Annotated in this window: 27 protein-coding genes, 1 pseudogene and 1 riboswitch; of the genes and pseudogenes, 7 read left to right on the forward strand and 21 right to left on the reverse strand. The window is 40.9% G+C overall.

Going from position 1 to position 24,807, the window contains the following annotated elements:
• Positions 1–66 precede the first annotated feature (66 nt).
• The 5 genes from AUF14_RS09015 to AUF14_RS09035 all read left to right on the forward strand — a co-directional run bounded on the left by AUF14_RS09015 (position 67) and on the right by AUF14_RS09035 (position 4,552).
• On the forward strand, positions 67–594 hold the full coding sequence (locus AUF14_RS09015) for a CDP-alcohol phosphatidyltransferase family protein (RefSeq protein WP_049219776.1): 528 nt from the start codon (positions 67–69) through the stop codon (positions 592–594).
• A 100-nt stretch (positions 595–694) separates the two neighbouring features.
• A complete protein-coding gene (locus tag AUF14_RS09020) occupies positions 695–1,171 on the forward strand; it encodes an MGMT family protein (RefSeq protein WP_049219777.1) in 477 nt (158 codons plus the stop codon).
• Between the two features lie 245 nt (positions 1,172–1,416).
• Positions 1,417–2,631 carry a phosphotransferase gene (locus AUF14_RS09025; protein WP_049219778.1) on the forward strand — a complete coding sequence of 405 codons (1,215 nt, stop codon included), beginning with the start codon at positions 1,417–1,419 and terminating at the stop codon, positions 2,629–2,631.
• A gap of 17 nt (positions 2,632–2,648) precedes the next feature.
• Complete coding sequence (locus AUF14_RS09030; RefSeq protein ID WP_049219779.1) at positions 2,649–3,995, forward strand: 4Fe-4S dicluster domain-containing protein; 1,347 nt, start codon at positions 2,649–2,651, stop codon at positions 3,993–3,995.
• A complete protein-coding gene (locus AUF14_RS09035) occupies positions 3,995–4,552 on the forward strand; it encodes a BMC domain-containing protein (RefSeq protein WP_016181475.1) in 558 nt (185 codons plus the stop codon). Before AUF14_RS09030 ends, AUF14_RS09035 begins: the two co-directional genes overlap by 1 nt.
• A 61-nt stretch (positions 4,553–4,613) precedes the next feature.
• Here the strand turns inward: AUF14_RS09035 and AUF14_RS09040 are convergent, their stop codons facing one another.
• The 21 genes from AUF14_RS09040 to AUF14_RS09140 form a co-directional block, all read right to left on the reverse strand.
• The gene (locus AUF14_RS09040) at positions 4,614–4,754 is read right to left on the reverse strand and encodes a 50S ribosomal protein L35 (RefSeq protein ID WP_016181474.1); all 141 of its coding nucleotides are present in this window, start codon (positions 4,752–4,754) and stop codon (positions 4,614–4,616) included.
• A complete protein-coding gene (locus AUF14_RS09045; protein ID WP_049219780.1) occupies positions 4,747–5,319 on the reverse strand; it encodes a DUF1062 domain-containing protein in 573 nt (190 codons plus the stop codon). The genes AUF14_RS09040 and AUF14_RS09045 overlap by 8 nt, the downstream gene beginning before the upstream one ends.
• 169 nt (positions 5,320–5,488) lie before the next feature.
• On the reverse strand, positions 5,489–6,319 hold the full coding sequence (locus AUF14_RS09050) for an AraC family transcriptional regulator (protein WP_049219781.1): 831 nt from the start codon (positions 6,317–6,319) through the stop codon (positions 5,489–5,491).
• Between the two features lie 181 nt (positions 6,320–6,500).
• Positions 6,501–7,685, reverse strand: a complete 1,185-nt coding sequence (locus tag AUF14_RS09055; RefSeq protein ID WP_049219782.1) for an acetate/propionate family kinase — start codon at positions 7,683–7,685, stop codon at positions 6,501–6,503.
• Positions 7,686–7,765: 80 nt separating this feature from the next.
• Entirely contained in the window at positions 7,766–8,482 is a 717-nt protein-coding gene (locus AUF14_RS09060; RefSeq protein WP_016181470.1) for an MIP/aquaporin family protein, read from the reverse strand.
• Between the two features lie 117 nt (positions 8,483–8,599).
• Positions 8,600–9,718 carry a 1-propanol dehydrogenase PduQ gene (locus tag AUF14_RS09065; protein WP_049219783.1) on the reverse strand — a complete coding sequence of 373 codons (1,119 nt, stop codon included), beginning with the start codon at positions 9,716–9,718 and terminating at the stop codon, positions 8,600–8,602.
• Positions 9,719–9,732: 14 nt separating this feature from the next.
• Positions 9,733–11,118 (reverse strand): aldehyde dehydrogenase family protein, encoded by a 1,386-nt coding sequence (locus AUF14_RS09070; RefSeq protein WP_016181468.1) that lies wholly within the window; start codon positions 11,116–11,118, stop codon positions 9,733–9,735.
• Position 11,119: 1 nt separating this feature from the next.
• Positions 11,120–12,112, reverse strand: coding sequence for a cob(I)yrinic acid a,c-diamide adenosyltransferase (locus AUF14_RS09075; protein ID WP_049219784.1), 993 nt, complete (start codon positions 12,110–12,112; stop codon positions 11,120–11,122).
• A 17-nt stretch (positions 12,113–12,129) separates the two neighbouring features.
• Positions 12,130–12,393: a EutN/CcmL family microcompartment protein gene (locus AUF14_RS09080; RefSeq protein WP_016181466.1), complete on the reverse strand. Its 264-nt coding sequence runs from the start codon at positions 12,391–12,393 to the stop codon at positions 12,130–12,132.
• A complete protein-coding gene (gene pduM, locus AUF14_RS09085) occupies positions 12,344–12,880 on the reverse strand; it encodes a PduM family microcompartment protein (RefSeq protein ID WP_016181465.1) in 537 nt (178 codons plus the stop codon). Before pduM ends, AUF14_RS09080 begins: the two co-directional genes overlap by 50 nt.
• 67 nt (positions 12,881–12,947) lie before the next feature.
• Entirely contained in the window at positions 12,948–13,787 is an 840-nt protein-coding gene (eutJ, locus tag AUF14_RS09090; protein ID WP_016181464.1) for an ethanolamine utilization protein EutJ, read from the reverse strand.
• A 15-nt stretch (positions 13,788–13,802) separates the two neighbouring features.
• Complete coding sequence (locus AUF14_RS09095) at positions 13,803–14,435, reverse strand: phosphate propanoyltransferase (protein ID WP_016181463.1); 633 nt, start codon at positions 14,433–14,435, stop codon at positions 13,803–13,805.
• Positions 14,428–14,712, reverse strand: a complete 285-nt coding sequence (locus AUF14_RS09100; RefSeq protein WP_016181462.1) for a BMC domain-containing protein — start codon at positions 14,710–14,712, stop codon at positions 14,428–14,430. The genes AUF14_RS09095 and AUF14_RS09100 overlap by 8 nt, the downstream gene beginning before the upstream one ends.
• 130 nt (positions 14,713–14,842) lie before the next feature.
• Complete coding sequence (locus AUF14_RS23225) at positions 14,843–15,406, reverse strand: BMC domain-containing protein (protein ID WP_049219785.1); 564 nt, start codon at positions 15,404–15,406, stop codon at positions 14,843–14,845.
• The gene (locus AUF14_RS09110) at positions 15,403–15,780 is read right to left on the reverse strand and encodes a glycerol dehydratase reactivase beta/small subunit family protein (protein WP_049219786.1); all 378 of its coding nucleotides are present in this window, start codon (positions 15,778–15,780) and stop codon (positions 15,403–15,405) included. The genes AUF14_RS23225 and AUF14_RS09110 overlap by 4 nt, the downstream gene beginning before the upstream one ends.
• Positions 15,770–17,605: a diol dehydratase reactivase subunit alpha gene (locus AUF14_RS09115; protein ID WP_102866010.1), complete on the reverse strand. Its 1,836-nt coding sequence runs from the start codon at positions 17,603–17,605 to the stop codon at positions 15,770–15,772. The genes AUF14_RS09110 and AUF14_RS09115 overlap by 11 nt, the downstream gene beginning before the upstream one ends.
• Positions 17,606–17,643: 38 nt before the next feature.
• On the reverse strand, positions 17,644–18,156 hold the full coding sequence (locus tag AUF14_RS09120; RefSeq protein ID WP_016181458.1) for a diol dehydratase small subunit: 513 nt from the start codon (positions 18,154–18,156) through the stop codon (positions 17,644–17,646).
• Positions 18,157–18,169: 13 nt separating this feature from the next.
• The gene (locus tag AUF14_RS09125) at positions 18,170–18,838 is read right to left on the reverse strand and encodes a propanediol/glycerol family dehydratase medium subunit (protein ID WP_016181457.1); all 669 of its coding nucleotides are present in this window, start codon (positions 18,836–18,838) and stop codon (positions 18,170–18,172) included.
• A gap of 12 nt (positions 18,839–18,850) precedes the next feature.
• Positions 18,851–20,512, reverse strand: coding sequence for a propanediol/glycerol family dehydratase large subunit (locus AUF14_RS09130; protein WP_049219787.1), 1,662 nt, complete (start codon positions 20,510–20,512; stop codon positions 18,851–18,853).
• Between the two features lie 19 nt (positions 20,513–20,531).
• Positions 20,532–21,341: a propanediol utilization microcompartment protein PduB gene (gene pduB, locus AUF14_RS09135; protein ID WP_016181455.1), complete on the reverse strand. Its 810-nt coding sequence runs from the start codon at positions 21,339–21,341 to the stop codon at positions 20,532–20,534.
• Positions 21,342–21,358: 17 nt separating this feature from the next.
• Positions 21,359–21,637 (reverse strand): BMC domain-containing protein, encoded by a 279-nt coding sequence (locus tag AUF14_RS09140; protein ID WP_016181454.1) that lies wholly within the window; start codon positions 21,635–21,637, stop codon positions 21,359–21,361.
• Positions 21,638–21,819: 182 nt separating this feature from the next.
• On the opposite strand from AUF14_RS09140, the pseudogene AUF14_RS09145 reads away from it, so the two are divergent.
• Positions 21,820–23,134 (forward strand): annotated as a pseudogene (locus AUF14_RS09145) (ISL3 family transposase).
• 316 nt (positions 23,135–23,450) lie between these two features.
• Entirely contained in the window at positions 23,451–24,347 is an 897-nt protein-coding gene (locus tag AUF14_RS09150) for a PocR ligand-binding domain-containing protein (protein ID WP_016181453.1), read from the forward strand.
• A 269-nt stretch (positions 24,348–24,616) separates the two neighbouring features.
• A riboswitch (cobalamin riboswitch) is annotated at positions 24,617–24,793 on the reverse strand.
• Positions 24,794–24,807: the final 14 nt, after the last annotated feature.

A 24,807-nucleotide genomic window follows, 5' to 3' on the forward strand; every position in this document is an offset into this window, starting at 1 on the left:
TAGGGTTAGTAAAGACGAAATAATAGAAATTATTTTTTTATGCTTGTATTTAAGAAGGAGTCCTATATGAAATTCATTCCAAACATTATTACCTGTTTACGAATCCTCGCCTCGCTACTAATTCTCTTTGTACCAAATAAATGGTTCTTTCCACTTTATTTTTTTGCTGGACTGACGGATATGCTTGACGGTTGGTTAGCCCGCAAAATGAACTGGACAAGCCCCTTTGGTACGTTTTTAGATAGTCTGGCCGATTTACTTTTCTTTCTCGTCGTCATCGCAAAGGTTGTACTGACAATCACGCTTCCAGCTTTTCTTCTTTGGGGCGCGTTAACAGTAGCGCTCATTCGCTGTATTTCCTATGTGATCGGCTATTTTCGTTTTCATCAGTTCACAAGTCTGCATACTTACTTAAACAAGTTAACCGGTCTGTTGCTCTTTTTATCACCGATTATACTATTACTCATTGCAATCAAAACCTTTGGGATCGTTCTTTTGACCTGCGCCCTTTTATCCTCAGTCGAAGAATTGATCATTGTCTCAACTACTCAAACATTAGATAAAAACGTCACAACTATTTTTCAAAAAAAATAAACTGTCTCATTGCAGGGTCATTTTAAACTCGGTACACTATAGGTAGGAATTGCGCGCGTAATGACTACCTTATTCATAAAGAAGTTAGGAGGCGAATCTCATGGCAAATGAGGATCAAAAGGATTTTAATGCCATGCTAAACGAAGATAAAGGAATGCCGAAAATGCAGATCGTAACCGATGAAGCCACGATTAAACGCTACGGCGGAACAAAGATGTACTTTGCCCCACCACTGGATTACGATGCCATCATGAAACAAATTCCTTTTGGCAAAATTATCACAACAAGTGCCATCAGAGAGCATCTGGCAAAAGAAAATGACGGCGACTTTACCGAGCCCATCACAGCCGGTGCCTTCATCTCTATCGCAGCTTGGGCTAGCGAGCAACGCGACACTGATCCCACACCCTACTGGCGAACACTGAAGGCCAAAGGAGAAATCAACCCGAAATTTCCTGGCGGCGTGGAGGCGCAGATCGAAAAACTCGAGGCTGAAGGGCACAAAATCGTTCGCCGAGGAAGAAAAAATTTCCGTTATTACGTGGAGGATTTTGAAGAATCTATGTATGTACTCTAACCGTTTTCGTTTCGAGAACGGTTTTTTTTATTGTATTTTTTTGCTCACTTTTTTCAACGATTTCCTCTGATCCAAGCGCTCAAGGGCTTTTGGGGGAAAGCCTTTAGTGTGCATATTTTTATTATATATTTTCACTGTAAGATTCGATAAAATTATTGATAGGATAGGATTTCTGCGAGCACCACTGACATGTTGGTAACGCATGAAATTCCGAGAATAATGATTGCTCGAACAGGAGGAAAACGATGGAGATTAGTGAGCACACTCTTGCCAATTATTTGCTTCAGCGAACCAAACTTTTTGATCAATCTAGTCCCCTCATCGTGTCCGCTCTTTCCAACGAAAAAGACAAATACGTTGATGGCTATTTAAATTATCTCTATGTTCTAAAACAGGGAAATAAAAAATACATTGCCAAACATTCGAAAAAGACGATTTCCAGCGGCATCTCCCTTGCTCCAATTGACCCAAAGCGGAATTATTTGGAATATATGACCTATCAATTGCGGGCAGGTTTAGCTCCTCAGATGGTTCCAGAAACCTACTATGCGGACCCAGCGGCACATTTATTTATTATGGAGGATCTTTCTTACCTGACCGTTCTGCGTTTTGCCCTTTGTCGAGGTGAACAGCTGCCGCGGTTAGGAAAACAAGTCGGAGAATACCTTGCTCGAACGCATGTAGCAACCTCTAAGCTGCGGTTGTCTGAAGAGCATTGGCAAGCCTTAGCAAGCTATTTTAAAAATGCTGACATGCGAAAGATCATTACCGATTTTATTTTGAAGCCGCCGGTTAGAACGAATCAAGCGTTGACTTCCCATCAAGAAGGACTATTAGACATCTTGGACACTATTTTGCAGGATGCCGCAGTTAAGCGGGATTGGGAAGAATTGATTGAACGCGTGTCTAGTAAAGATGAATGCTTGATCCACGGTGATTTTCATTCTTCTAATATTTTTGTTTCACAAACATCCTTTAAGGTTATTGATATGGAATACACCATGACGGGCCCCTTTTCGTATGACATTGGGTACTTCTTGGCAAATATCCTGTCACAATATTCGGCATTCACTATTAGAGGTAATGAATCCATGTGTTCGGATTTGCTGCAGGTAATCAAGGATACGTACCAAACATACTTCACTTATTTTTCTGATCATATCAAAGGTGATCAACAGGAACGGTTTTTAGAGATTCTTCAAGACTCGCTTGGTTATCTGGCAATGGCTAACATCAATCGAATCGCAAATTTAGGAGAATTCCCTGATTTTGACAGTTTAATCAATCCACAAGAAAGCTTTTTAGCCAAGGGACTCTCTATGATGCTGGCACAGAAACTGTTGAAAAACAGACAGCTGCTAACCACACCTGAGGAAGCCTGCCAGCTGATCCGTACCACCCGAAACAATTTTTTAACGCAATTACTCGCAACAAATGAAATCGCTCTTATTTTAGTCTAAAGAAATGAGGAACGAATATGCTATTGGATCAAATCACTACGGCTGGGATTGTCGGTTGCGGCGGTGCGGGCTTTCCGACTGCTGTTAAGTACAACACCAAAACGGAATATTTCATTATCAACGCAGCGGAGTGCGAACCGCTACTTAAAACCGACCATTATGTAATGAACAACTATGCTAAGGAATGTGTTGAGGCCATCGCAGCAGTCGGTGAAATGCTGGAGGCGCAACATATCGTAATAGCGACTAAGGCCTACTATACGAAAGAAATCGCCACCCTTGAAAAAGCCATTCAAGAATTAGGGGCTCCTGTCACGATCTTCAAAATGAAGAACTTTTATCCAGCTGGCGATGAACAGATTATGGTCTATGAGGTCACTGGGCGAACAGTTCCACCTGGTGGAATTCCCATTGAGGTCGGCTGTGTTATCTCAAACATCGCCACCATGCTGAATATCTATCAAGCACGACAGGGAAAAAACGTCACTCATAAACTGCTGACTATCACTGGTGCTGTCAGAGAGCCGAAAATTTTGGAAGTTCCCATCGGTACTTCTTTTGATGAGTGCTTAGCTTTAGCTGGCGGCACGACCTTAGATGATTTCATGTTTATTAACGGCGGACCAATGATGGGGAAAACCGGAACAAAAGAAGATTTCTCTCAACAAGTCGTCACGAAAACAACTTCCGGAATCATTATTATGGAGAAGCGGGATTTCATTTATGAACTCCATGAAAAAGAAATTCCCCAAATGATCAACAAGGCGCGGACCTCCTGTATTCAATGTCGCTTATGTACGGAGCTTTGTCCTCGTTATCAAATTGGTCATCCGATCCATCCTCACCGTGTGATGCGGCATTTGACGATCACTGATGTCCCAGATGATATCGATGATGATCCAATATGGAAAGAAGCGCTGCTTTGCTGCGAATGTGGAATTTGTGAAACAATTGCCTGTCCAATGGGACTTTTACCAAGGCAAGTAAATAAGTATGTCAAACAACGTTTAGCGGAAAAAGGTATCCGTTATAAGAAAGATGAACGGCCACTCACGCCTTCACCTATGCGAGACTATCAGCTGGTTCCACCAGTGAAAATCTTATTGAAGGATGGGCTTAAGCAGTATGCTGATTTTACTATCGAAAAGCTTCAGAAATATGAACCGAAACAGGTTAGAATTCCCCTAAGAATGCACATAGGGGCTCCTTGCGAACCAGTCTTACAGATCGGGGATCGAGTCAGAGCAGGAGAGCTGATCGGCAGAAAGCCAGAAAAAGCTTTAGGTGCAGATATTCATGCCAGCATTGATGGCATTGTTACAGCTGTTAGCGCTAGTATTACTATTGAAAGAAGGGACAACTAATGAAAATAATGGATACGATTGGCTTTTTGGAATTAAACAGTATCGCGAAAGGAATCGAAGTCGTTGACTACATGCTAAAAGCCGCTGATGCCACCTTGATTATGGCCCGAGCGAGTTGTCCTGGAAAATACTATATTATGATCTGCGGACAGGTGGCAGCGATTGAACGCTCTATGGAAGTTGGTGTTGAACTGGGAGGGCGCTATGTCGTTGGAGAGCTGTTAATTCCTCGTATTAATCCGGCAGTGATTCATGCCATCAATATGGCTCAAGTTCCAGAAAAAGTTCATGCAGTCGGTGTTTTGGAATACTATTCAGCTACAGGCTCAATCATCGCCGCTGATTTTGCTGTAAAAGCCGCCGACGTTGAGCTCTTAGCGATTCAACTTGGGACAGGAATTGCTGGAAAATCTTTCGTTGTACTTACAGGAGATGTTGCCGCGGTCAAAGCTGCTGTCGAGGCTGGAGCAAATGGTGCACAAGATCAAGCGATGCTCATTAATAAAATCGTCTTATCCAATCCGCGTCCAGAACTGATCGACAGTTTGCTACAATAGAAAGAAAAACTCTGCGAGAATCATTCGATGATTTTTTCGCAGAGTTTTATATTGTGTTCATCTAGCTTAGTAATCTTTTTTTAACAGCGGGCAAATTTGCCTTATCTATATAAGCCGAGCGACTTTTCCCTTTTTTATTTTTTCCATTCCCCGTTAATTTCACTCGCTTTTTCAGTCCACGATGGGATTTCATCTTAGGCATTGATTGACTCCTTTTTAAGATTAAATAGAATCGTCTGTCGACTCCGCAGCTTCTCTTTGAAACATTCATTAGATAAGCCAATAATCTTCCCTTTCGAAATTAGCTGCTTCAGCTCATTGTTTGATAAGTTCAATTTTTCTTTCAAAATCTTGAAGAGCTTGATGTCCAATGGATAATCCGATTGAATTGTTACAACGACTTCCTCGTCTAGTTCAAATAGATCCCCCAACACCTCGTAGTCAATCGTTCGAACCACTACACCATTTTTCTTTAAGGTGGTTTTATCAGTCCCGTATTTTTTTGAAAGTCCGGAATCATTCTCTTGAAAAAGAGCCAACAAATCAGAGTCTAGCTTATTCGTATGAATTCTCGATAGAATGGTTGAATTCCAGCTAGTCTTACATTTTTTACAATTATAGATTAACCAAACATCCAAATATTTCCCTTGAGCATTGATCCGAAATCTTTCAGAACAGGAAAATTCAGTATCCTCATTGCATTTCTTACAATGCCGAATGATTGTGGGCGTCTTTAAGCATGCCACTGTCCAAGTTACCTTTCGCACTTCACTCATCCTCTCTGGGCAAAATAGTTATCGCCCAGTATAAGGTGGAATCACCATTTCCATACTCTCACTCCTTTTTCAAAAAAAGATTCTCCTCTACAATAAATTATCTGTTTTAGATAATCCTATTGTAGAAAAGAATCTTCTTGTCGACTTCTGAATTCTTGCTCTATTCAACCGGAATGCACATGTCCAACTGTACATAATCATTTTCCCAATCAATTTTACGATAAATCGTCAACCCATATTTTTCACGCATCTGATAGCTGCTTTCAGGAAGCCAGATCCTAAAAAAACCCTGCATCACTCGGAAAATGTCTTCTATCTGACCTTTATACGGATAAATCGCATACGTGCCGCCGGTTATCACCATAGTGTTTTTCTCTTTGATTTCCTCATTAAGCGTAAAGCATAGATCACAAATACTGTGACCATCGATCGCAACGGCTGGATCATTATAGAATTTTTCGATCATCACAGTCGTGTCATCATAATAGCCATTCTCTTCGACCAACGCCGACCAGCTACTTTTCAACTCCGCATAATTGCCCAGCATTCTCTCATAAATCACATTTAAATCATTTAGTTCTTTTAATTCAACCTTCTTCTGATAATCTTCAAAGGTGTCCAAAACTTCTTGCTTCTGAGGATAGAAAGGATTTGAAATCGTCGACGCTTCCAATGATTTTCGATAGTCATTTGGTGAAAGCTGATAATGTTCTTTGAATAGGGAGCTGTAATTAGACGCACTATACCCGTAATCCAATCCGATGTCAGTAATTCGCTTATCCTTTTGAAGTTTTAGATCAATTGCACTTTGTTCGACTTTTAGACGTTTGATAAAAGAATAAACACCTTCCCCAGTCACCTCTTTGAACATACGACAAAAATAATACTTTGAAAAAGATAGCTGGTTTGCGACATTCTCGATTGAGATCGGTTCTTCTAAATGAGCTAAAATATAGTCGATGCTTTTATTTACAAGGGCTTTTTTATCCAATCATTTCCCTCCGTTCTCTTTCGTTATCGCTTTTATTCTACCATTCAATGCTTTCTTCTAAAAAGTCGTTTTTTGATTTCCCACGCGTTTGAACACCAATAACTTCCTGTCTGCTTCAATCCAAAGAAACAACCTCCCGATTCTTTTAGAATAGGAGGTCGTTTTCTGTAAAAGTAATCAATTAAATCAAATGATACGTATCTCTGACGATCATTAATTCTTCATTTGTTTCAACTACTAGCACTTCTACCTTAGAGGTCTCAGTACTGATTCTTCTGTTATTTTTCTGGTTCATCTGTGGGTCCAGCTCAATTCCTAAGAAGGTTAAATTCTCACAAACCATTTCTCGAATGACGGAAGAATTCTCGCCAATTCCAGCAGTGAAAATCAAGACATCCACACCGTCAAGCTCTGCCGCATAAGCACCAATCGTTTGCTTCACACGACTAGCAAACATATCCAGCGCAAGCTTTGCTCTGTCATTTCCTTTTTCTGCCTCAGTAATGATATCTCGCGTATCACTGCTAAAGCCTGTGATGCCCTTGAAGCCTGATTCCGCATTCATTAGCTTATCCATATCATTAGCAGAAAGATTTTTCTCATTTTGCAAAAATGGAATAATCGAAGGGTCGATGTCACCGCATCTCGTGCCCATCATTAAACCTGCCAAAGGAGTAAAGCCCATTGAAGTAATGACCGATTTTCCGTCCTTGATTCCACAAATACTTGCTCCGTTTCCTAAATGGCAGGAAATAATCTTCAATGACTCTAACGGTTTTTCAAGACAATTAGCTGCTTCAGACGCCACAAATTGATGACTGGTTCCATGGAAGCCGTAGCGTCGGATACTATCCTCTTCATAAAATCGATAAGGCAATGGATAGATATAATTTTTAGCCTCCATCGTCTGATGAAAGGAGGTATCAAAAACAGCGACTTGCGGACAATCAGGCAAGTCCTTTTGCAATGCCTCGATACCGACCACATTCACAGGATTATGCAAAGGGGCTAATTTTCCTAGCGCCTTGATTTTTTGTAATGCATCCGAATCAACTAAGCTAGATTTTTTGAAATCTTCACCGCCGTGAGCCACACGGTGCCCTACACCAGAAAGCTCCTGCAAACTGGTTAAAACATTTCTTTCCAGTAAAAAATGCAACAGAAATTCTATTGCCTCTTCATGGGTTTTTCCTTTAATAGTCGTTTTTACTTTTGCGTCCTTCAATGAATAAGAAAAGCCCATTTCCTCTTCTAAACCGATTCGTTCAAATAAGCCTTTGACTAACAATGTTTCCTCAGGCATTTCGAATACTTGAAACTTCAATGAGGAACTACCGGCATTGATCGACATAATTTTACTTGCCATAATTTCCCCCCTTAATAATAATGAAATCGTCCGCTACTCATTGAGTATCAGACGAATTCATTTGAATCCTTTTTTATAATTTATCCTATACCTTTCACTAACAAGGTCGCAATACATGCACCAATGATTGGACCCACGATCGGAATCCATGCGTATCCCCAATTGGCATCACCCTTATTCGGAATAGGCATCAACGCATACATCAACCGCGGACCAAAGTCACGACAAGGGTTGATGGCATAACCAGTGGTTGATCCTAGTGATAGACCAATTCCGATCAAGACGAAGACAAGCATCAATGGTTGTAAACCAGGAGGAATATCAGCTGGCATTAATTGAATCGCTAATACGAAGAAACAAGTAGCAATGATTTCACTAACTAAGTTTAATGCTGTGTTTGGAATTGCTGGTCCAGTAGCAAAAATCCCAACGCTGTTCCCTTCTTCAACCGTTGTATTTTGAAAATGCGGCCAGAAGTGGATCGCTGCAATCAACGCCCCCACAAAAGCACCGGCAACCTGAGCCAAGATGAATGGTGCAACTTGCCCCCACTCAAAGGAACCAGCAACAGCAAATCCAATCGTTACTGCCGGATTCAAGTGACCTGGAGAACCGAAATGTCCACTAGCTAAAACACCCAGCATAACTGCAACACCCCAGCCCATTGCAATGTATAACCAACTAGCTCCGACGCCCTTTGCCAAAGTACCTTTCAAATTGACAGAACACCCAACACCTGAACCAAAAAGAATCAGAACAACCGTACCAAAAAATTCACCAAATACAGGACTATTCATAATGAGACCTCCTTATTCTTTTTTCTGACTTTCGCAACTGACACCCGACAATTTACTCATCTTCATTATAACGGTTTTCTCCCTTACAAAGTGATAAATTCTTGTCAGGAATAATGATTATTTTATGATATTTCGATAAATTTCTTTGATTTCTTCCGCTGAAAACTGAATTGGATTCGTTTTAAATGTCGTGTCATTTAATGCATTATTTGCGATAACATCTTCAGCAGATAATGCAGCTTCTTCCTGGATTCCAAAACTATTCAGCTTAATCGGTGCTTTACATTCGATCGCTAATTGTTGAACAGCCTGAGCAAGATTTGAAACTGCTAAATGGTCCGGCAAACTCGGTGGACATATACCAAGCTTACGAGAAATTCTTGCATAATTTTTTCTGGTTTCTTTATCTTTGCTGTTTGCTTGAATCACGTAAGGCAGCAGCATCGAATTGGCTAATCCATGAGGAACTTTAAAATTCGCTCCTACTTGATGAGCGATCGCGTGACAGACACCTAAGCCCGCAGCATCAAAAGCCAAACCAGCCAAAGTCGAGGCTTCATGCATTTGAATCCGTGCATCCAGCTCCATTCCTTGATTCACACACGTCGGCAAAAATTGGAAAACTAATTCCGTCGCTTTTTCAGCTAACGCGTTTGTGTAATTGGTTCGATTTACTGAAGCTAATGACTCAAGTGCATGTGTTAACACATCTAGTCCGCTAAAAGCCGTAACTGATGGCGGGCTAGACATAACCAAACTTGCATCCAAAATCGCCTCGTGAGGAATGATCGCTTCATGAAAAATCGGATATTTTATTTTGTTTTGTGTATCGGTGATTACCGAAGCACTGGTTACTTCCGATCCAGTTCCGCTTGTGGTGGGGATAGCCACAAATCGCTTCACTTTATTGCCAGTCGTTCGTTTGTAGAAGAAAAGCATCGCTTTTGCTGTATCAATCGCCGATCCCCCGCCAACTGCGATAACCACAGTTGGCTTGTGTTTTGTCATTTTTTCGATTCCATCTACTACCGTTTCAATCGGAGGATCCGGTATAATATCAGAATAAATCTCGACCGTATTGGTTCGTTTTACATAACCTAAAATTCGTTTTAAGCTGTCAGATTCGGCTAAATAAGGATCACAGACAAAGCAGAGGTTTTCTTTTTCAAATTGCTGCAATCGTTCCAGACTGGCAAAGCCAGAATAAATTTCTGGTTTCATTGACCATTTTTTCAAAAAGAACGCCTCCTTTATCGTATTGAGAATCCATCAGTTAACACACAACGTCGTTTACGAGCAAAATCACGAGCGGAGGTGGTACATTCTCCAGTCGGCGTTGCGATCGTAAAGGTCGTTGGTCCTTCACCGCCAAAGCCTAAACCGGCAAATGATGAACCATTCTTAACAAAAATCGATGTTTGAAATTTCTTCGCTGCAATATTCATCCGACCGACATTTTGAGAATGCATTGTCGCTGTATGATGGCGTCGATTCTCAATTTGCAGTGCAGTCGTTAATCCTTCGTCAAAATCGCTGACGGTAACGACTGGCAGAATCGGCATCAGCATTTCCTTCACTACAAACGGATGAATTTTATCCGCCCGCAAAATGATGACCCGAACGTCAAAATCTACTTTGATCCCGGCTTCAGCTAAAATATAGTTAGCATCTTTTCCGATAAATTTCCGGCTAGGGGCTCCATTCTCCATGATAGTCATATCTATCATTTTTTGAATGACCGCTTCATCTTGAACTAGATAGGCACCATTTTTCTCCATCTGTAGAATTAAATAATCCGCTACCTGGTCCACAACAACCACACTCTTTTCAGCCGTACACAAAATATTATTGTCAAACGATGCACCAATAACAATGTCCTTTGCAGCTTTTTCGATATTTGCTGTCTCGTCAACTAGCGATGGTGGATTTCCTTCACCTGCTGCAATGACTTTCTTTCCACTTCTCATCGCTTGCCGTACTACACCTGGTCCACCTGTAATCGCCAGCAACGGTACATCCGGATGCTCCATCATTTCTTTTGCAGCTTCGATCGAAGGTTCAGTAATCGTCACAATTAGATTTTGAATCCCACAAGCCTCATAAATCAGCTCATTCATTTTGCTAACGACCCAGCGAGAAACCCTTTTGGCCCCTGGATGGACACTAAAATAGATCGCATTTCCTGCCGCTAACATACCGATTGCGTTACAGATTAGGGTTTCGGCTGGATTCGTACTAGGGGTCACAGCTCCAACAACACCGTAAGGAGATAACTCGTACAGGGTCATCCCGTTATCACCAGTTAATGCTTCCGTTCGCAGATCTTCCACACCTGGAGTTTTATTGATCGCTAACTGCAGCTTTTGGACCTTATCCTCGTATCGCCCCATTCCAGTTTCTTCTAATGTATCGCGAGCAATTTTTTCAACGTATGGCCGCATGCCATTGCGAATTGCCTCGATCACTTTTCTTCTTGTTTCTAGGGTTTGATTCTCATAACATTCTTGGGCAAATTTTGCCGCATGAATCGCTTCTTCAACTGTCTCAAAAACACCAAATTCCTTCATAGGAGATGTTGTTGCTTGAGCTTCCTGAAGAATTTTTTTGATGACTTCTTTTATTTCTTCTTCACGCATGTCAAATCTCCTTCAACTTCTCTAAACCTTTTTGAGCAATCGCCATATCTTCCTCGACCGCACCGCCGCTGATTCCTAAGCCGCCCATCACTTCACCTGCTGCATCTCTGATTACATATCCACCGCCAAACGTGACGATTTGTCCGTCAGTCAATGCTTCCAGCTGATAAAGATCCGCTGCTGGCTGAACCAGTTCACTTAGCTTGTGCGTGTCGGTCTTCATCGCAACAGCTGAGTAGGCTTTTTTCTGTGCTAAATTTTCGCTAACCAGCAACGCACCAGCCATTCGATAAAAGCTGAACAGGTGTCCTGCCTTATCGACTAACGCCATTGAGACTGGGACGCCCAATTTTAATGCTTGTGCTTCGCAGGCTTGAAAGATCGCATAATTTTTATCTAAATTACTCGCTTCTATTTGTGATCCACTTTGTTCAAGGTAACGACGCAGGATCTCATTAATCAGCTGTTTTTCAGTCTCACATTGATCTTCCATACGAGCAAAGATATACAGGCAATCAGATAGGCGATTAACAAATTTTCGTACCTCTTCCCGGATATCAACAGACTTGGACAGCTCTGTCAGCAATCGTTCGCCCCGCCGACAAACAGCTCGAGCAACATGTAACTGAGCAGCTGACAGTGTTTGGCCCGGTAAAATAAAACTATGCAATTCTGGTAAACGCTTAGTATACTGATCGATCCACGCTTCCATTTGGTGGATGTCATTTTCTCCAACCAACGTACTTTTCGCTTCCAGCTTTGCCATATCTTGTTTTGTTGCAATTTCTGCGTTTAATTGGAATAGTTTATGCTGGACCCATTCTAAGTGTTCAATCGTTTCTGAATCCTTCGCCAATTTCTGAGCGACACTGACTTGAGCACAACATTCATCAAACGTTCCATAAGTATCCACGCGCAAATCTGATTTTTCTACTCGTGTTCCATCAAAAAGGCTTGTTGTTCCTTTATCTCCCGTTTTTGTATAAATCGCCATATACTTTCCTCAGCTCCCTAAAAATCAAACGTGTCAATAATTCCAACGATTGCATAATCAACAGCATCTGAAGGAGTCGAAAACAGTTTTCTGGCAGAAGATCCGCTGGTCAATAAGACGTAATCGCCAATGCCAGCCCCTACTGTATCCGCCGCCACCTGTTGGAAACGAATATCCTGTCGCTCAGCGTTAATCGGTTGAATAATCATCAATTTCTTTCCAACCAATGTTTCATCTTTTTGGGTCGAAACTACACTTCCAACTACTTTTGCCATCAGCATAGGGTGAACTCCTTTCTACAACAATGACTTTCTTTTCCTGCAATCGCTCCCTCGCCAAATCTGTAATGAGTTGATTGGATGCCAAAAGCAGAATATCCTCCTGCGTCAGCATCGCTACTTGTTGGTAGGTAATCACTTTTTTGGGAAATTGAAAATATTGTTTGCCTTGATTGTTAAGCAATGTCACACTGCATTCGTTGAATAATTCATTTGGAATCAAATCCGTGTTTGAAAAAGCCAGTTCAAACGTCAGGTGACAATCATAGTTATAGCTTTGATACAGCCACCTCACTAAAGGATCGTCACTGTCTTTTTTTATGAACCGCTCTAGAAATAGGACATCTACTTCACTCAAATGAATCTGCTTATTGTATAAAAAGCCTTTAATTCCTTGATTTATCTGGGAAGGGGTACGACAAGAAAGAAATAAGGTATTGTGTTCTCGCTGATTGATGATTGAAATAATACGCTCAACTAACTCGTCCATATTCTTACTCCCAATTCTTAGTGCAGATATCGTTTCTGTTCAATTGGATACTGCTATCGCTTCTTGCTCAATCAACGATTGGCGAAGAAGACATCGCAATTCCAATTGGTGTTACAAATTGAGGATATTTCGGTTTAAATACTGTTTGATTTAAATAATTTGAAAATTCCTTTTCAAATTCAGATAGGTAAGAAGCGCCGCCGACTACATAGATAGGTTCCGTTGGATGTTTTCGTAAAACATTTGCGGTAATGTTCGCCATACGCTGAATAACTGGACGGCAAATAATGAAGTTCTCTCGGTCACGAGCAGGATCACGTTTAATTTTCTCTGCCTCTTCGATCGAAATTCGATTATTCCCAGCAATCACTAAGGTCATGTGCGTTCCCCCAGTGGGCTCGTCTTCTACAATGATCGGCTGTCCATTTTCAAAAATACTAATGCCCGTTGTTCCGCCGCCAACATCTACCACAGCTCCTTCATCGACATTTAAAACTAATGCCGCCGCTGTTGGTTCATCAACTAGCTGATCAGCTAACATATTCGCACTTTCGATGACATTAGCCACCACCCGCTTATTGTTCCCAACCGTTCCCGGCGGAATCGCTCCCGACGCTGCTTTCAAGGCAAAACCTAGTGTTTCCTCGGCTTGTTCCCGCAAACGATTGACGATTTGAACAGACTTTTGGTAATCAACGACTAATCCATCGCGAATAACGTCTGCATATTCGAAGGCTCCAAAAACTGGTCGATTCTTCCCATCTAAAACAACCAACACAATAGAGGAAGTACCCAAATCGATCCCAACTTTATAGCCATCTTCAGGATCAAACTCCTGCGCTTGCTTCGTATTCACAAGTTCATGAAAAGAGGTTAATAATTGATTGGCTTTTTCGATTGATTCCATACTTCCTCCTTTGGATTATTCTTTAATAATCCGTCCTCGTGTATTTGGCTGAATATCTGCAGCATTTGCTTCATCTGTATCTACGTGCATTTCTAAAACAAAATTCTTTCCTGGCCGCAATTCAACATCATTGAAAATCGTTTTTCGCGATCCTTCAAAAATTTCGACTGAAACCACTTGGCCCTGCTTTAAGCCCATTCGTTCCATATCCTGATCATTCAAATGGATGTGACGTTTCGCCACGATTGCCGCTGGAATAGTAACTTCTGCCGCCTCACTGCGCAACGTAATCTCAACCGCATCATCCAAATTTCCTGATAAGCGAATTGGTGGTTGAACTCCTAAATTTCGTGCATCTGTTTTAGAAATTTCAACCTGTGATCGTTTTCTCAATGGTCCCAAAATTCGAACTTTCCGAATTTCCCCCTTCGGCCCAACCAAAGTCACGGTTTGCTTTGCGGCAAATTCCCCCGGCTGTTTCAAAGGCTTCAAAGGCTCGAGTGTTTCATTAGGAAATAGAATAGTAAAGTGTTCTTCCGTTAAATGTATGTGTCGGTTAGAGATGCCAATTGGAAATGTTTCTGCTTGCATCTCCAATAACACTTCACGAACAATTTTTCTAATTTCCTCAATGCTGTAATTATTCATTGCCTACCTTAGGTACTAAAATGTCATCGACATCACGATGCGGTCTTGGGATTACGTGAACGGAAACCACTTCCCCAACCTTTTCAGCAGCTGCACAGCCAGCATCTACTGCTGCTTTAACTGCTCCAACATCTCCGCGAACCATCACAGTAACTAAGCCAGAACCGATTTTCTCTGTTCCTACTAATGTTACATTCGCTGCCTTAACCATAGCATCGGCTGCTTCAACAGCACCAACTAGGCCTTTTGTTTCGATCATTCCTAATGCATCATTCATGTCTATTCCTCCTAAATTCGTCTATCATCCAACTAAACTAGTGAAAACTTTTTATCAATTACGATAAGTGTTTGCATCTTCTTCTGTAAATCTGTGCACCGTTGGACAGATATCACATTAACGTCTGTAATTACTTTTTCTTTTTCGAATCTGAAGCTTTTTTCGATCCTTTAGGTGGATTCTTTTTCTTCTTGGGCTGATCCTTGATCGGTTCTTTTCTGATTAGTTTCTCTTCTACCGGATCTTTCTTAAGCGGTTCTTCTATTGGAGCTTTTTCTATTGGAACTTCTTTCACTGGTTCTTCTTTAATCGTCTCTGCAATTTCCACTTTTTCAATCGGTTGTGGTTTTTCCTCAACCGACTCGATCACTGCTTCTGTTTTTTCTAAACTCTCAGCAGGAATATCCGCTTGTTTTTCTTCCTTTTTAAAGAAGAAGTCTTCTAAGTTGTTTGCTGGACGAGGAATAACCAGTGAAGAAAGATACACATTATTTTGGACCGCTTTGGCTTTACCAGCATCAACTGCTGCCTTAACCGCCCCAACATCTCCAGCCACTTTAACGGTCATCCAACCGAAACCTTTCGCTTTTTCAACACCCAAGAGCTCTACATTTGCCACCTTGACCATTGTATCTGATACTTCGATTGCACTAGCTAGGCCTGTTACTTCAACTAAGCCAATTGCTTGTTTCATGCTTTCACCTCCATTGGATCAATTGATTTGAATGGCACACCCTTTACTAAACGTGCCGCATTCCCACCAAAGTTTTTTAAAATCAATGGTGGACAAGTTACAACTCGTTGAATCGATTGATAAGGAGTTTCTGGTGCCAAATTTTTATAATGAAGAACGACTTCATTGTTTACATAGCCAATTCCAACATTTAACGATGAGGTATTTGCCGCAACATAAGCAGCCTCTGTCGCTGTTGAAAAATTCTTTTGTTCTAAGCTATAAGGGATTTTTTCTTCTTCCATACCATAGAGAACAAATTGAATATCCTCAGTCGATGACCTATTATCATGATAAATCAAGACTACAGGACGAACATTTAGCTCAAGCTCCATCGAACCCCTCCCTCAAATATGAAAGAATCAATCCGGTTGCCACAGCATTTCGCGGTCCCTCAATTTGTCGAATGTTTCCGCGACCTGCGACCAATCCGTAATGAGAGAGTGCATTGGTTACAATCTGGGGTACTTCAAAATCTAAAGCCGATCCGCCGACAATAACCACAAATGGAATATCACGAATGCTTCCCGTTGGACTAACTCTTCGCAATGCTCGTAACGCGTTCGTTACAAAGACTCGTTCTTTTGCTGTCTGCCGAACCAAGCGGATTTTTTCAATGGAATCATCGCCTGGAATCGGAACATAACCATCAGGTGTTACCACGACGACCTTAGCAAATAAGGACGGATCCAATGGTTGATCAAAGAATTGAACGGAGCCATCCTCATGACGAATATAGAAGATATTTTCAACCTTTGCCAGAGGATATTTTTTGATATCCTCAGCTAGATAAACATCCTCTAAACCTAGTTCCGATTGAATCAACATCGTTACCATATCGCCGGCGCCAGCCAAATGAGTGGCTACGATTCTCTCATCTTTTTTAATAATAGAAGCATCGGTCGACCCGGCACCTAAATCCAAAATGGCTAACGGAGCTGATGTTCCTGGTGTCGTTAGTGCACCTAAAATTGCTGCTTCCGCCTCCGCGCCGCCGATCTCAACCTTGATCCCTAAATCCTGCTGGATCGCATCAGCGATTTTTGACATCTGCAAATGATCCGATTTGACCATTGAAGCGATCCCTACCGCCTGCTCCATCGAAAATTCCCCAGCTAATCCGCCTTTGACACTAATTGGAACAAAGGTATCGACAGCAAGCAGATCTTGAATAAAGATTTGATTCACTGGTCGATCGGTTAACTCAGCCATGGTTAAACGAACTTTCTCCAGCATGCCGCCAACATTCGTGCCCGGTTCACCAGTCACGTTATCGATCACTTCAAACGCTGATACAGTTTCCATGATTTTTTCAGCTCCAGCTGAAATCCCCACAGTATTTCGCCGATTTCCACCAGTAATTTCGATTTTTCCAGCAGGAATAGTCCGATCTTTGACATCGCCTTTTGGTGTTTTTATGACAACTGCCGAACGATTTCCGATTAAGGCCCGGGCAACTGGGACGATATTTTTAGTTGCCTCTGAATCAAGATCAAAGACAGTGGCAATTCCATACGGATTTGACAATTGAGAAACACCCCGACCTGTCTCAGCCACCTCAACTGCTGCCAGCATATTGACAGGAACTTTATCGATATACGAAACTTCATCGACAATCGGTATTTTTTTATCCAAGCGATTGTTCACTAAAACGCCGTCATCAGATTGCATAATTGCAGCAGTAATCAGATAGCCACTTGCCACAAATTGATTAATTTGACGTGCTACATCATCGAAGTCAAAGGATTTTTCAATAATCAAAATGTAGGGCGTGTCACGCTTGCCGCTTTTTTCAAGTTCTTCAAAGCGAAGTGTTGTCCCAACCCCTAGTCCTAAACCACCTGGTGTTTTGGGATTATGACCGATCATGGTTGATTCTGTAATGATTGTTTCTGTGATTGTTTCCATCGCTACATCACCAATAACCGGTGTCGCCTCATTGATCCGAATCAAATCGATTTCTTCGATCTTTAAATGATTTTTAGCGCAAGCCTCATTGATCGCCTTATAGATACCAAATAAATTTTTCTTTGTTCCTTTTATTCCAGTCGTCTCCGCAATTGCTGATTCTAGGAATCGGACTTGTTGATGGTTATCAATTTCAACTAAAGCAACTTCAGTTGAGGAATTTCCAATGTCAATCCCAATTACACGTTTCATCACTCATTGCTCCTCTTCCTGAAATTCCGAACTAGAAATTAGTTATCACCTTTTAGTTTTTTCCGTTTTTCATAATGTTCTGCTGCTTCGCGAACATAAGCAGCACTGATTTTTGCACTGTATTGCGTTTCTAATTCGTTCGCAATATCTAACAATTCTTGTTTACTTGAACGGTAAGGTCGTAACGCATTATACATTTCCAATACGCGAGCATCAGGAACAGCCGTCAATTCAGACGCACGATCAAAGTTATTTGAGATCGTTTTTCTCCCTGCACTTGTAGCAATTTCACCTTGTGCTTTTAAAATACGTGGGGTAATTTTCAAATCATCCGGCGTCAAAGAGCCATTCAAAACATTTTCCAATGTAATATCATCTAATGTTTTACCTGTTTTTGTTTTGATCCAATCAGGATGATTTTTTGCGATTGGATAATCAGCTACAGTTGCTGATCCAGAACTTACTGATGTTTCAGGTGCTGCACTTCCTGCACCGTTATTCATATCTTTTAAGATTCCTCGAACCAAACTTTCGATAGATTGCTCATTCATTCTAGTCACCTCACTATAAAGTTACAGAAATTTCTTCTGCTGGTTTTCCGATTACAACGTGTTTCGTTTCTTTAATATGAAGCAATGCTGACAATGCTTGATATTTTGGACGAGCCATTTGATCATTCATCATCGGTACCGGATTTGGCGATTCACCCTTAGCATACTTTGCAGCATTTTTCCCCATTGCCCGATAAGTTTCTAAAGTGATTAGCGGAGCTTGTGGGAAAAGCTCTAGATTTGATAACGGCTGCAAATCTTTTTGGTGAATGATGGACGTTCCCTTTGATTGAATTGCCACACAAACACCTGAACCAGATAATTTGTCACCTTCAACACCGGCAAAAGCCACATCCGAAGTACGATATACCTTAACAACCCGTGCTTTCAATCCTTCTTCTTCAATTCCGGCAATTACTTGCTTCAAAATTTCTTTGTGAGGGACACCAAGAATATTAGTTGTTTGTGATTCTGCAAATGCTGGTGCCACTGCAATAACTACTTCATCCTGAGAGTTTCCTGGTTGGGCAACACCGACAGATTTAAACCAATCGGATGATGCGGCAGGCTCTGTCTTTGCTTGTTTTTCAAACGCAACTGGTTGATCTCCTGTGTTCGCTTCCATTTCAGTTAGAACTTCTTTGATGATGGAGCGTAAAAGATTTTCATTTAGTTCTGTCATTTTTACTCCTCCTTAAATATCTTTCGGATTGATTGCTTTAGGGATTGCTTTTACTTTTTCCCATTCTGAACCATCAAGTCGATATCCGGTTCCTGGTCCAGCATAATCATTCTTGTCATTGACAGCAGAGATTACATTCCAATCCGCATCAAATATTGAAGAAGTTTGTAAGAAATCTCCAGCCACACGTTGTTTCAATAGATTGAGCAAGCTGGTCGCTACATCTTCGAAACCACTTTCTGATAATCCTTTTACCAGATCCAAACCAGTTGCACCTTGCGTTAATAATTCTTGTGCTGCTTTAATATCTTGAACCATGTCACGTTCCGGCATGTCTTGTGATCCGCGAGCATAAGTTGCTGCTTCCACTTCTTCATCCGTGATCGTTGGCAAGCCCAACTTGTCAAACAAGCCCTGCAACGCTCTTGCTGCTTTATTACGAACGGCAACCACGTCTTCTTCGCTAACTGGTCGTAATCCGCCATCCACTCTCAAGTCACGTTGAATGATATTGTAATCATCGAAATCATCTGCATCGAAGTTTGAACCTGCAAACATATTGTCATAGTTTGGTGTTGCAGAATAACCAGATGAAATGAAGTCTGTTCCTGGTAAGAACTGCATCAGCAAACGAGCGGTTCTACGAATATCCGAATGTGAGAAGGTTTGGTCATTTCCTGAAGCAACTTCTAAGTCAAGCAACATAGCAATTAAGTTTTCTGCTAAAATTGCACGAATTCCTGAAGGAACCGCTCCTGGAACACCAATACAACTAATTGAACCATTTTGTAGTCCTTGAACTCCGGCAGCTTTTGTTAAGAAAATACAGCGTGTTTCAAGGTACAGCATTGATTTGCCTTCAGCATATCCCATCTGTACTTCTGAGCCTGTTCCAGAAGTAAAGCGCATTTTCAATCCGCGAGATGCGTAACAAGAGGCCAAGAAGCCTTTAGACCAAGGTGTATCGTCCCCATCGGTAAATACTTGTTCTGTACCATATACAGAGATTGTTTCAGCATAAGCAGTGAATCCGCGCATCCCTAAATCAAGCTCTGTTGCTTCTTCTAATGAACATTGAGTTAATACACCTGGACGTCCAGTTTGTGAACCAACCATGATTGCCACTGCATTAAATGGTGCATAACGAGCTACGGCAACTGTTGTTTCCTGTTCATCAAATCCGCGCAACGCCCCTTCAGCCGCATCAGCAGCAATCTGAACTGGATTGTCTCGAACGTTGGTTACGTGAGATTGCGTCGTAGGACGACGACGGGCACGCATTTTTTGAACCGCCATCATCATTTCAACAACATTCATATAGCCGACAACTTCATTCAATTTCCCAGGTGTAGCTGCTGTGGTTAATTGAACGATTTCTTCACGAGAAATGTTTGGATCGACGATTTTATTCGCTAACTCTTTAGAAGGAATATTCATTACTTCTTCCGCACGAGTCAAATCGATTCCATATTGCGCAATGTAAGAATCGATCAAGTCAAAATCCGCTTTGTCTTTTCCGTCAAGCTCAACAACTTCACCATTGACGATCTTGATACTTGGCTTAGGGTCGTTCGGGCTTTGCATTGCAATTAAACCTTCTTCTACCCATTCATCTACGAAACCATCTTGATTGACCGGTCTTTTTTCTAGTTCTTCAAATCGTTTTGATTTCATCTATTTTTCACTCCCACTCTTAAATGTATGATGGTTGATCATTTTTAGGCGTACTTCCCATTGTTCCCAATAATTGGCAACCGATGTCGCGTGCTGAAATAATTGCTTGACGTACAGCACCAGAATCGCCTGTAATTGTCATCGTTACCTCATTTGAGAAGCTTTGTCCATTTTGCGGTGTTGCGTAAGAAACTACGTCAACATTTGCAGATTTTAACGCCGTATCAGCCATAACAACACCAATTGCGGCAGGTGCACCCACTAAAATACCAAATGCTTTTCCAACTGGAGCGCCAAATACTTTATTGCATGCGTAACTAGCACGTGCCGTATATTGACACTCGATATGACCAGCTTCGTTTCCATATACATCACCAAATGTGCGTGTATCAACTTCCTTCAAAGTAACTTCTACCGCACGCTTCACATCCGATACATCGTCGCCACCGAAGATCACGATTGATCCATGACCAGCTCCGCCTTTTGTATCTCGAGGCATTTCAATTAGGATTACTTCTGTATTTGTCGCTTTCACTGCTTCATCAGCAGCCATAATATGAGGTCCGGCACCAGTACGAGCACCAACAATTCCGATTGAACGATATTTTTTCTCTAATTTCATTGTTTCTAATAAAGATGAATCGACGTTAGCAATTACTAACCCAATTGTGTCTCCAAACTCTGTTGCTCCTACAAATTCAGTTAACGCACATTGCTTTTCAATCATTTTTCGATCTCCTCCGTTAGTGTTTTTCATCTCATTTCCTGTTTCCATTTTTGCGAGCACGCGTTTCATGATCTCTTCGATCTTTTGATCAGTGTTTGCCATCAGCTATCCCACCCTTTCTATTCTGACTTAGGGAGCAAGCCTTCAACTTCAGTATGTGGACGTGGAATAACATAATTAGAAACAACTTCCCCTACCGCGTCAGCCGCAGAAACACCTGCATCAACAGCTGCTTTAACCGCACCTACATCTCCTCGTACCATCACAGTGACTAATCCAGAACCAATTTTTTCCGTTCCAACCAAGGAAACATTTGCAGCTTTTACCATTGCATCAGCTGCTTCGATAGCACCGATCAACCCCCTAGTTTCAATCATTCCTAGCGCTTCTTGTGGCATAAAACATTCCTCCTAATTATTTTGATAACACTTACATTTATAATGATAAACAAAAAAGAGGTTCTATAATATTTGGTGTTGTTACTCTTTCTGAGTGAGAACACCAAGTATTTTTTTATACAAAAAGACATTTGGTTGTCCTATAATTAAATCGCTGAACCCAATCATAGGAGGCGAACCAAATGTCCAGTATTAAGAATATCAAATATAAAGATAATTGCCTAGACAAAACCATCAAACAAATCCTAAATATTCACGATTCCAACATTACTTTTTCTAAAGACGCCGTTTCAAAAGAAAAAGTCCATGACAGAATGGCCACCGTCTTTACTGGTCGACTGAGCTATCCGTCTCCTCGGTGTGAGTGTTGCGGCTACGACTCCGTCATCCATCATGGCTACAAAGATAGCTGGATTCAATTACTCCCTTATCAAGAGGTGTCTACCTATCTTCATCTCTATAAACAACGGTTTTATTGTAAACAGTGTCACCATACCTTTTCAGCTAAAACCTATTATGTCGCAGAAAACTGTTATCTCTCCCAAGCGCTCAAGTTTGCGATCGCTGTTGATTTAAAGAAGAAAATTTCGATGAAAGATATCGCTCAACGTTACTTGGTTTCCGCTAAAACGGTCGAACGGGTCTTGGATTCTTTTTTTGAAGAACCACGACTGAAGCCCAATTACTTACCCAAACATCTATTGATTGATGAATTCAAAGGAACTAAGGACTGTCAGGGCGCCATGTGTTTTATTCTCAGTGACGCGGACACGGGGAAAATCTTTGATATTTTAGAGGATCGAAGAAGCTTCAAGCTGATCGCCTATTTCATGCGCTTTACTTATCACGCTCGGAAAAACGTTTCTCATGTCGTGATGGATATGAATGCGGGCTATGAGTCTGTGACAAAGGTCGTTTTCCCAAATGCTCGGATTTCCATTGATCGATTTCATGTGATCCAACAACTTAATCGTGCATTTAATAAGCAACGGATAAAAACCATGAATCACTTGAAAAAGAGCGACCCGCAAGCCATGAAAAAGTATCGCAAGCTTAAGAAATATTGGCGAACCATTCTGAAGAAAAATAGAAAAATCAATTATTCTTCGCTTAAACAATACCCGCTTTTCCAACGGAAATACCTGACAGAATCGGAAGTATTGGATTATTTATTATCAATTGACGAGCACTTACGGACAAGCTATGATGTGTATCAGAATTTGTTAGATGCCTTCGATGCCAAAGATTATAAAGGATTTTACGAATGCATTGATCACTTACCGGCGTTACTTGATCCAGCATTTAAAAAAGCGATTCTTTACTTAAACAAACACAAGCAAGCGATTATCAATGCGTTAAAATACCCTTATTCAAACGGGAAACTTGAGGGAAGAATAACTGATTAAAGTGATCAAGAGAGTGGCATTTGGTTTTAGAACCTTTCGCCACCTTCGTATGCGAATTCTGATTCAACAGAATCTTTGCGACATTATTTGAGCAAAAAAACAAAAAGAAAAAAGGAAACGCCGAAGCATTTCCTTTCAGTGATTTAATGAGAACAACACGATTTGACTTAGAGCCAAAAAAGATAGAACAAATTTGTCCTATCTTTTTGTCGGATTAATTCGAATGTTAAAATTTTGTTGCAGATTAGTGTCAAGACATTACTAAATAAACCTTAATCAGGGGTCAATTAAGTTCAAAAAATAGCAATATTTTGTCTTCTGCTGGTCAAAATAATGTTATTGGTATAAACAAGATTTAAATTAAAAATATGTTCTGGTAAAATGGTAGATGACTAGGAGGCGCTTACATGGAAAATATTAGTACATTGAATTCCCACAGTTCTTTGCAACTTTCCAAAACAATTCAGGATTTCGCACTTGCGGCAGATTTTGGTTCCGTCCTTGTTGATATACACGGAAAGGAGACTTCTGATCTTTATAATTTTTCTCCCTTTTGCCAGTTGATGCGCTCTAATCCAGAATTCAAATCCCTTTGTCAAAAATGCGATGCGTTTGGCGGTTTAGAGGCGTCAAAAAATGGTGATCCCTGTATCTATCGTTGTCATGCTGGTCTTACTGACATTTCATTACCTATCATCAGCAATAATCAATTAATTGGATTTGCTCTTTTCGGTCAGGTAGAGATTACTGATGATGACAAAAACCCATATACTCGTATCCATCCGATTGTCACCCATTGGGAAACTTCTCCTGAACTACGTCAAGCTAGAGGAAAAGTAAAAACAGTCAGTACTACCCAAATTGAATCCGCGGCTGCTTTACTCAAAACAATTGGCGACTACCACTTTAACGATTCTGATCCTCGTGAACAAATTAAATTTAACTTTCATCCAAGTAAAAAAGAAGCTAAAGATTCTATAATTTCGAAAAATGATGAAATCCGTAAAGCTATTTCATATATTGATACGAATTTAACAACAAATTTGACGCTCGAAGATGTTGCTAACCATGTTTATCTCAGCCAGTTTTATTTCAGTCGTTTATTCAAAAAAGAGATCGGTGTCAGTTTTATTACCTATTTGAATCAACAAAGAATTGAGCAGGCAAAAGTTCTTTTGACACAATCTAATTTAAGTATTAAGTCTATCTCACAAAATATCGGCTATTCACAAACTAGCTACTTCTGCAAAATATTCAAAGAGCTTGTTGGTATGACACCTGTCAATTATCGAAAAATAAAATAAGGAATCTAAACAGTCGTAGTACGGCTGTTTTTTTATATTGGAGCAGCTAGTTCTACTGTAAGGAAATTCGTTTTAAAACTGAGCTTATTTTCATATACAGGTGAATACATCCGCATCATTATCAATCATTTGTTCTAAATTAAGATTTCTCTTTTCTCTATAAAACCTGTGAGAAGTGGATCACGCAAAAAAGGTGAGGTATCTATGGAAGACACCTCACCAAATAAACATCAATTGACTATTTAAAGGTGAAATAATTCTCCCAATACAATTATCTCAGCAAAAGGACAGGTATCCTGACTTCGCTTCATCCTCCATCTCGCCTTCCCGAAAGTGGCCATTTGAGATTTTGTCTGCGTATACAGTAGAAAGGGTCTGTCAAGGATTCGCACCTTGTTCCCTATTCCAAATGCTCTTATTCAATTATTCACACACTCATGGTACCGCAGAATGTATTCGC

The organism is Enterococcus avium (assembly GCF_002891025.1).
Classification (GTDB): Bacteria; Bacillota; Bacilli; order Lactobacillales; family Enterococcaceae; genus Enterococcus_A; species Enterococcus_A avium.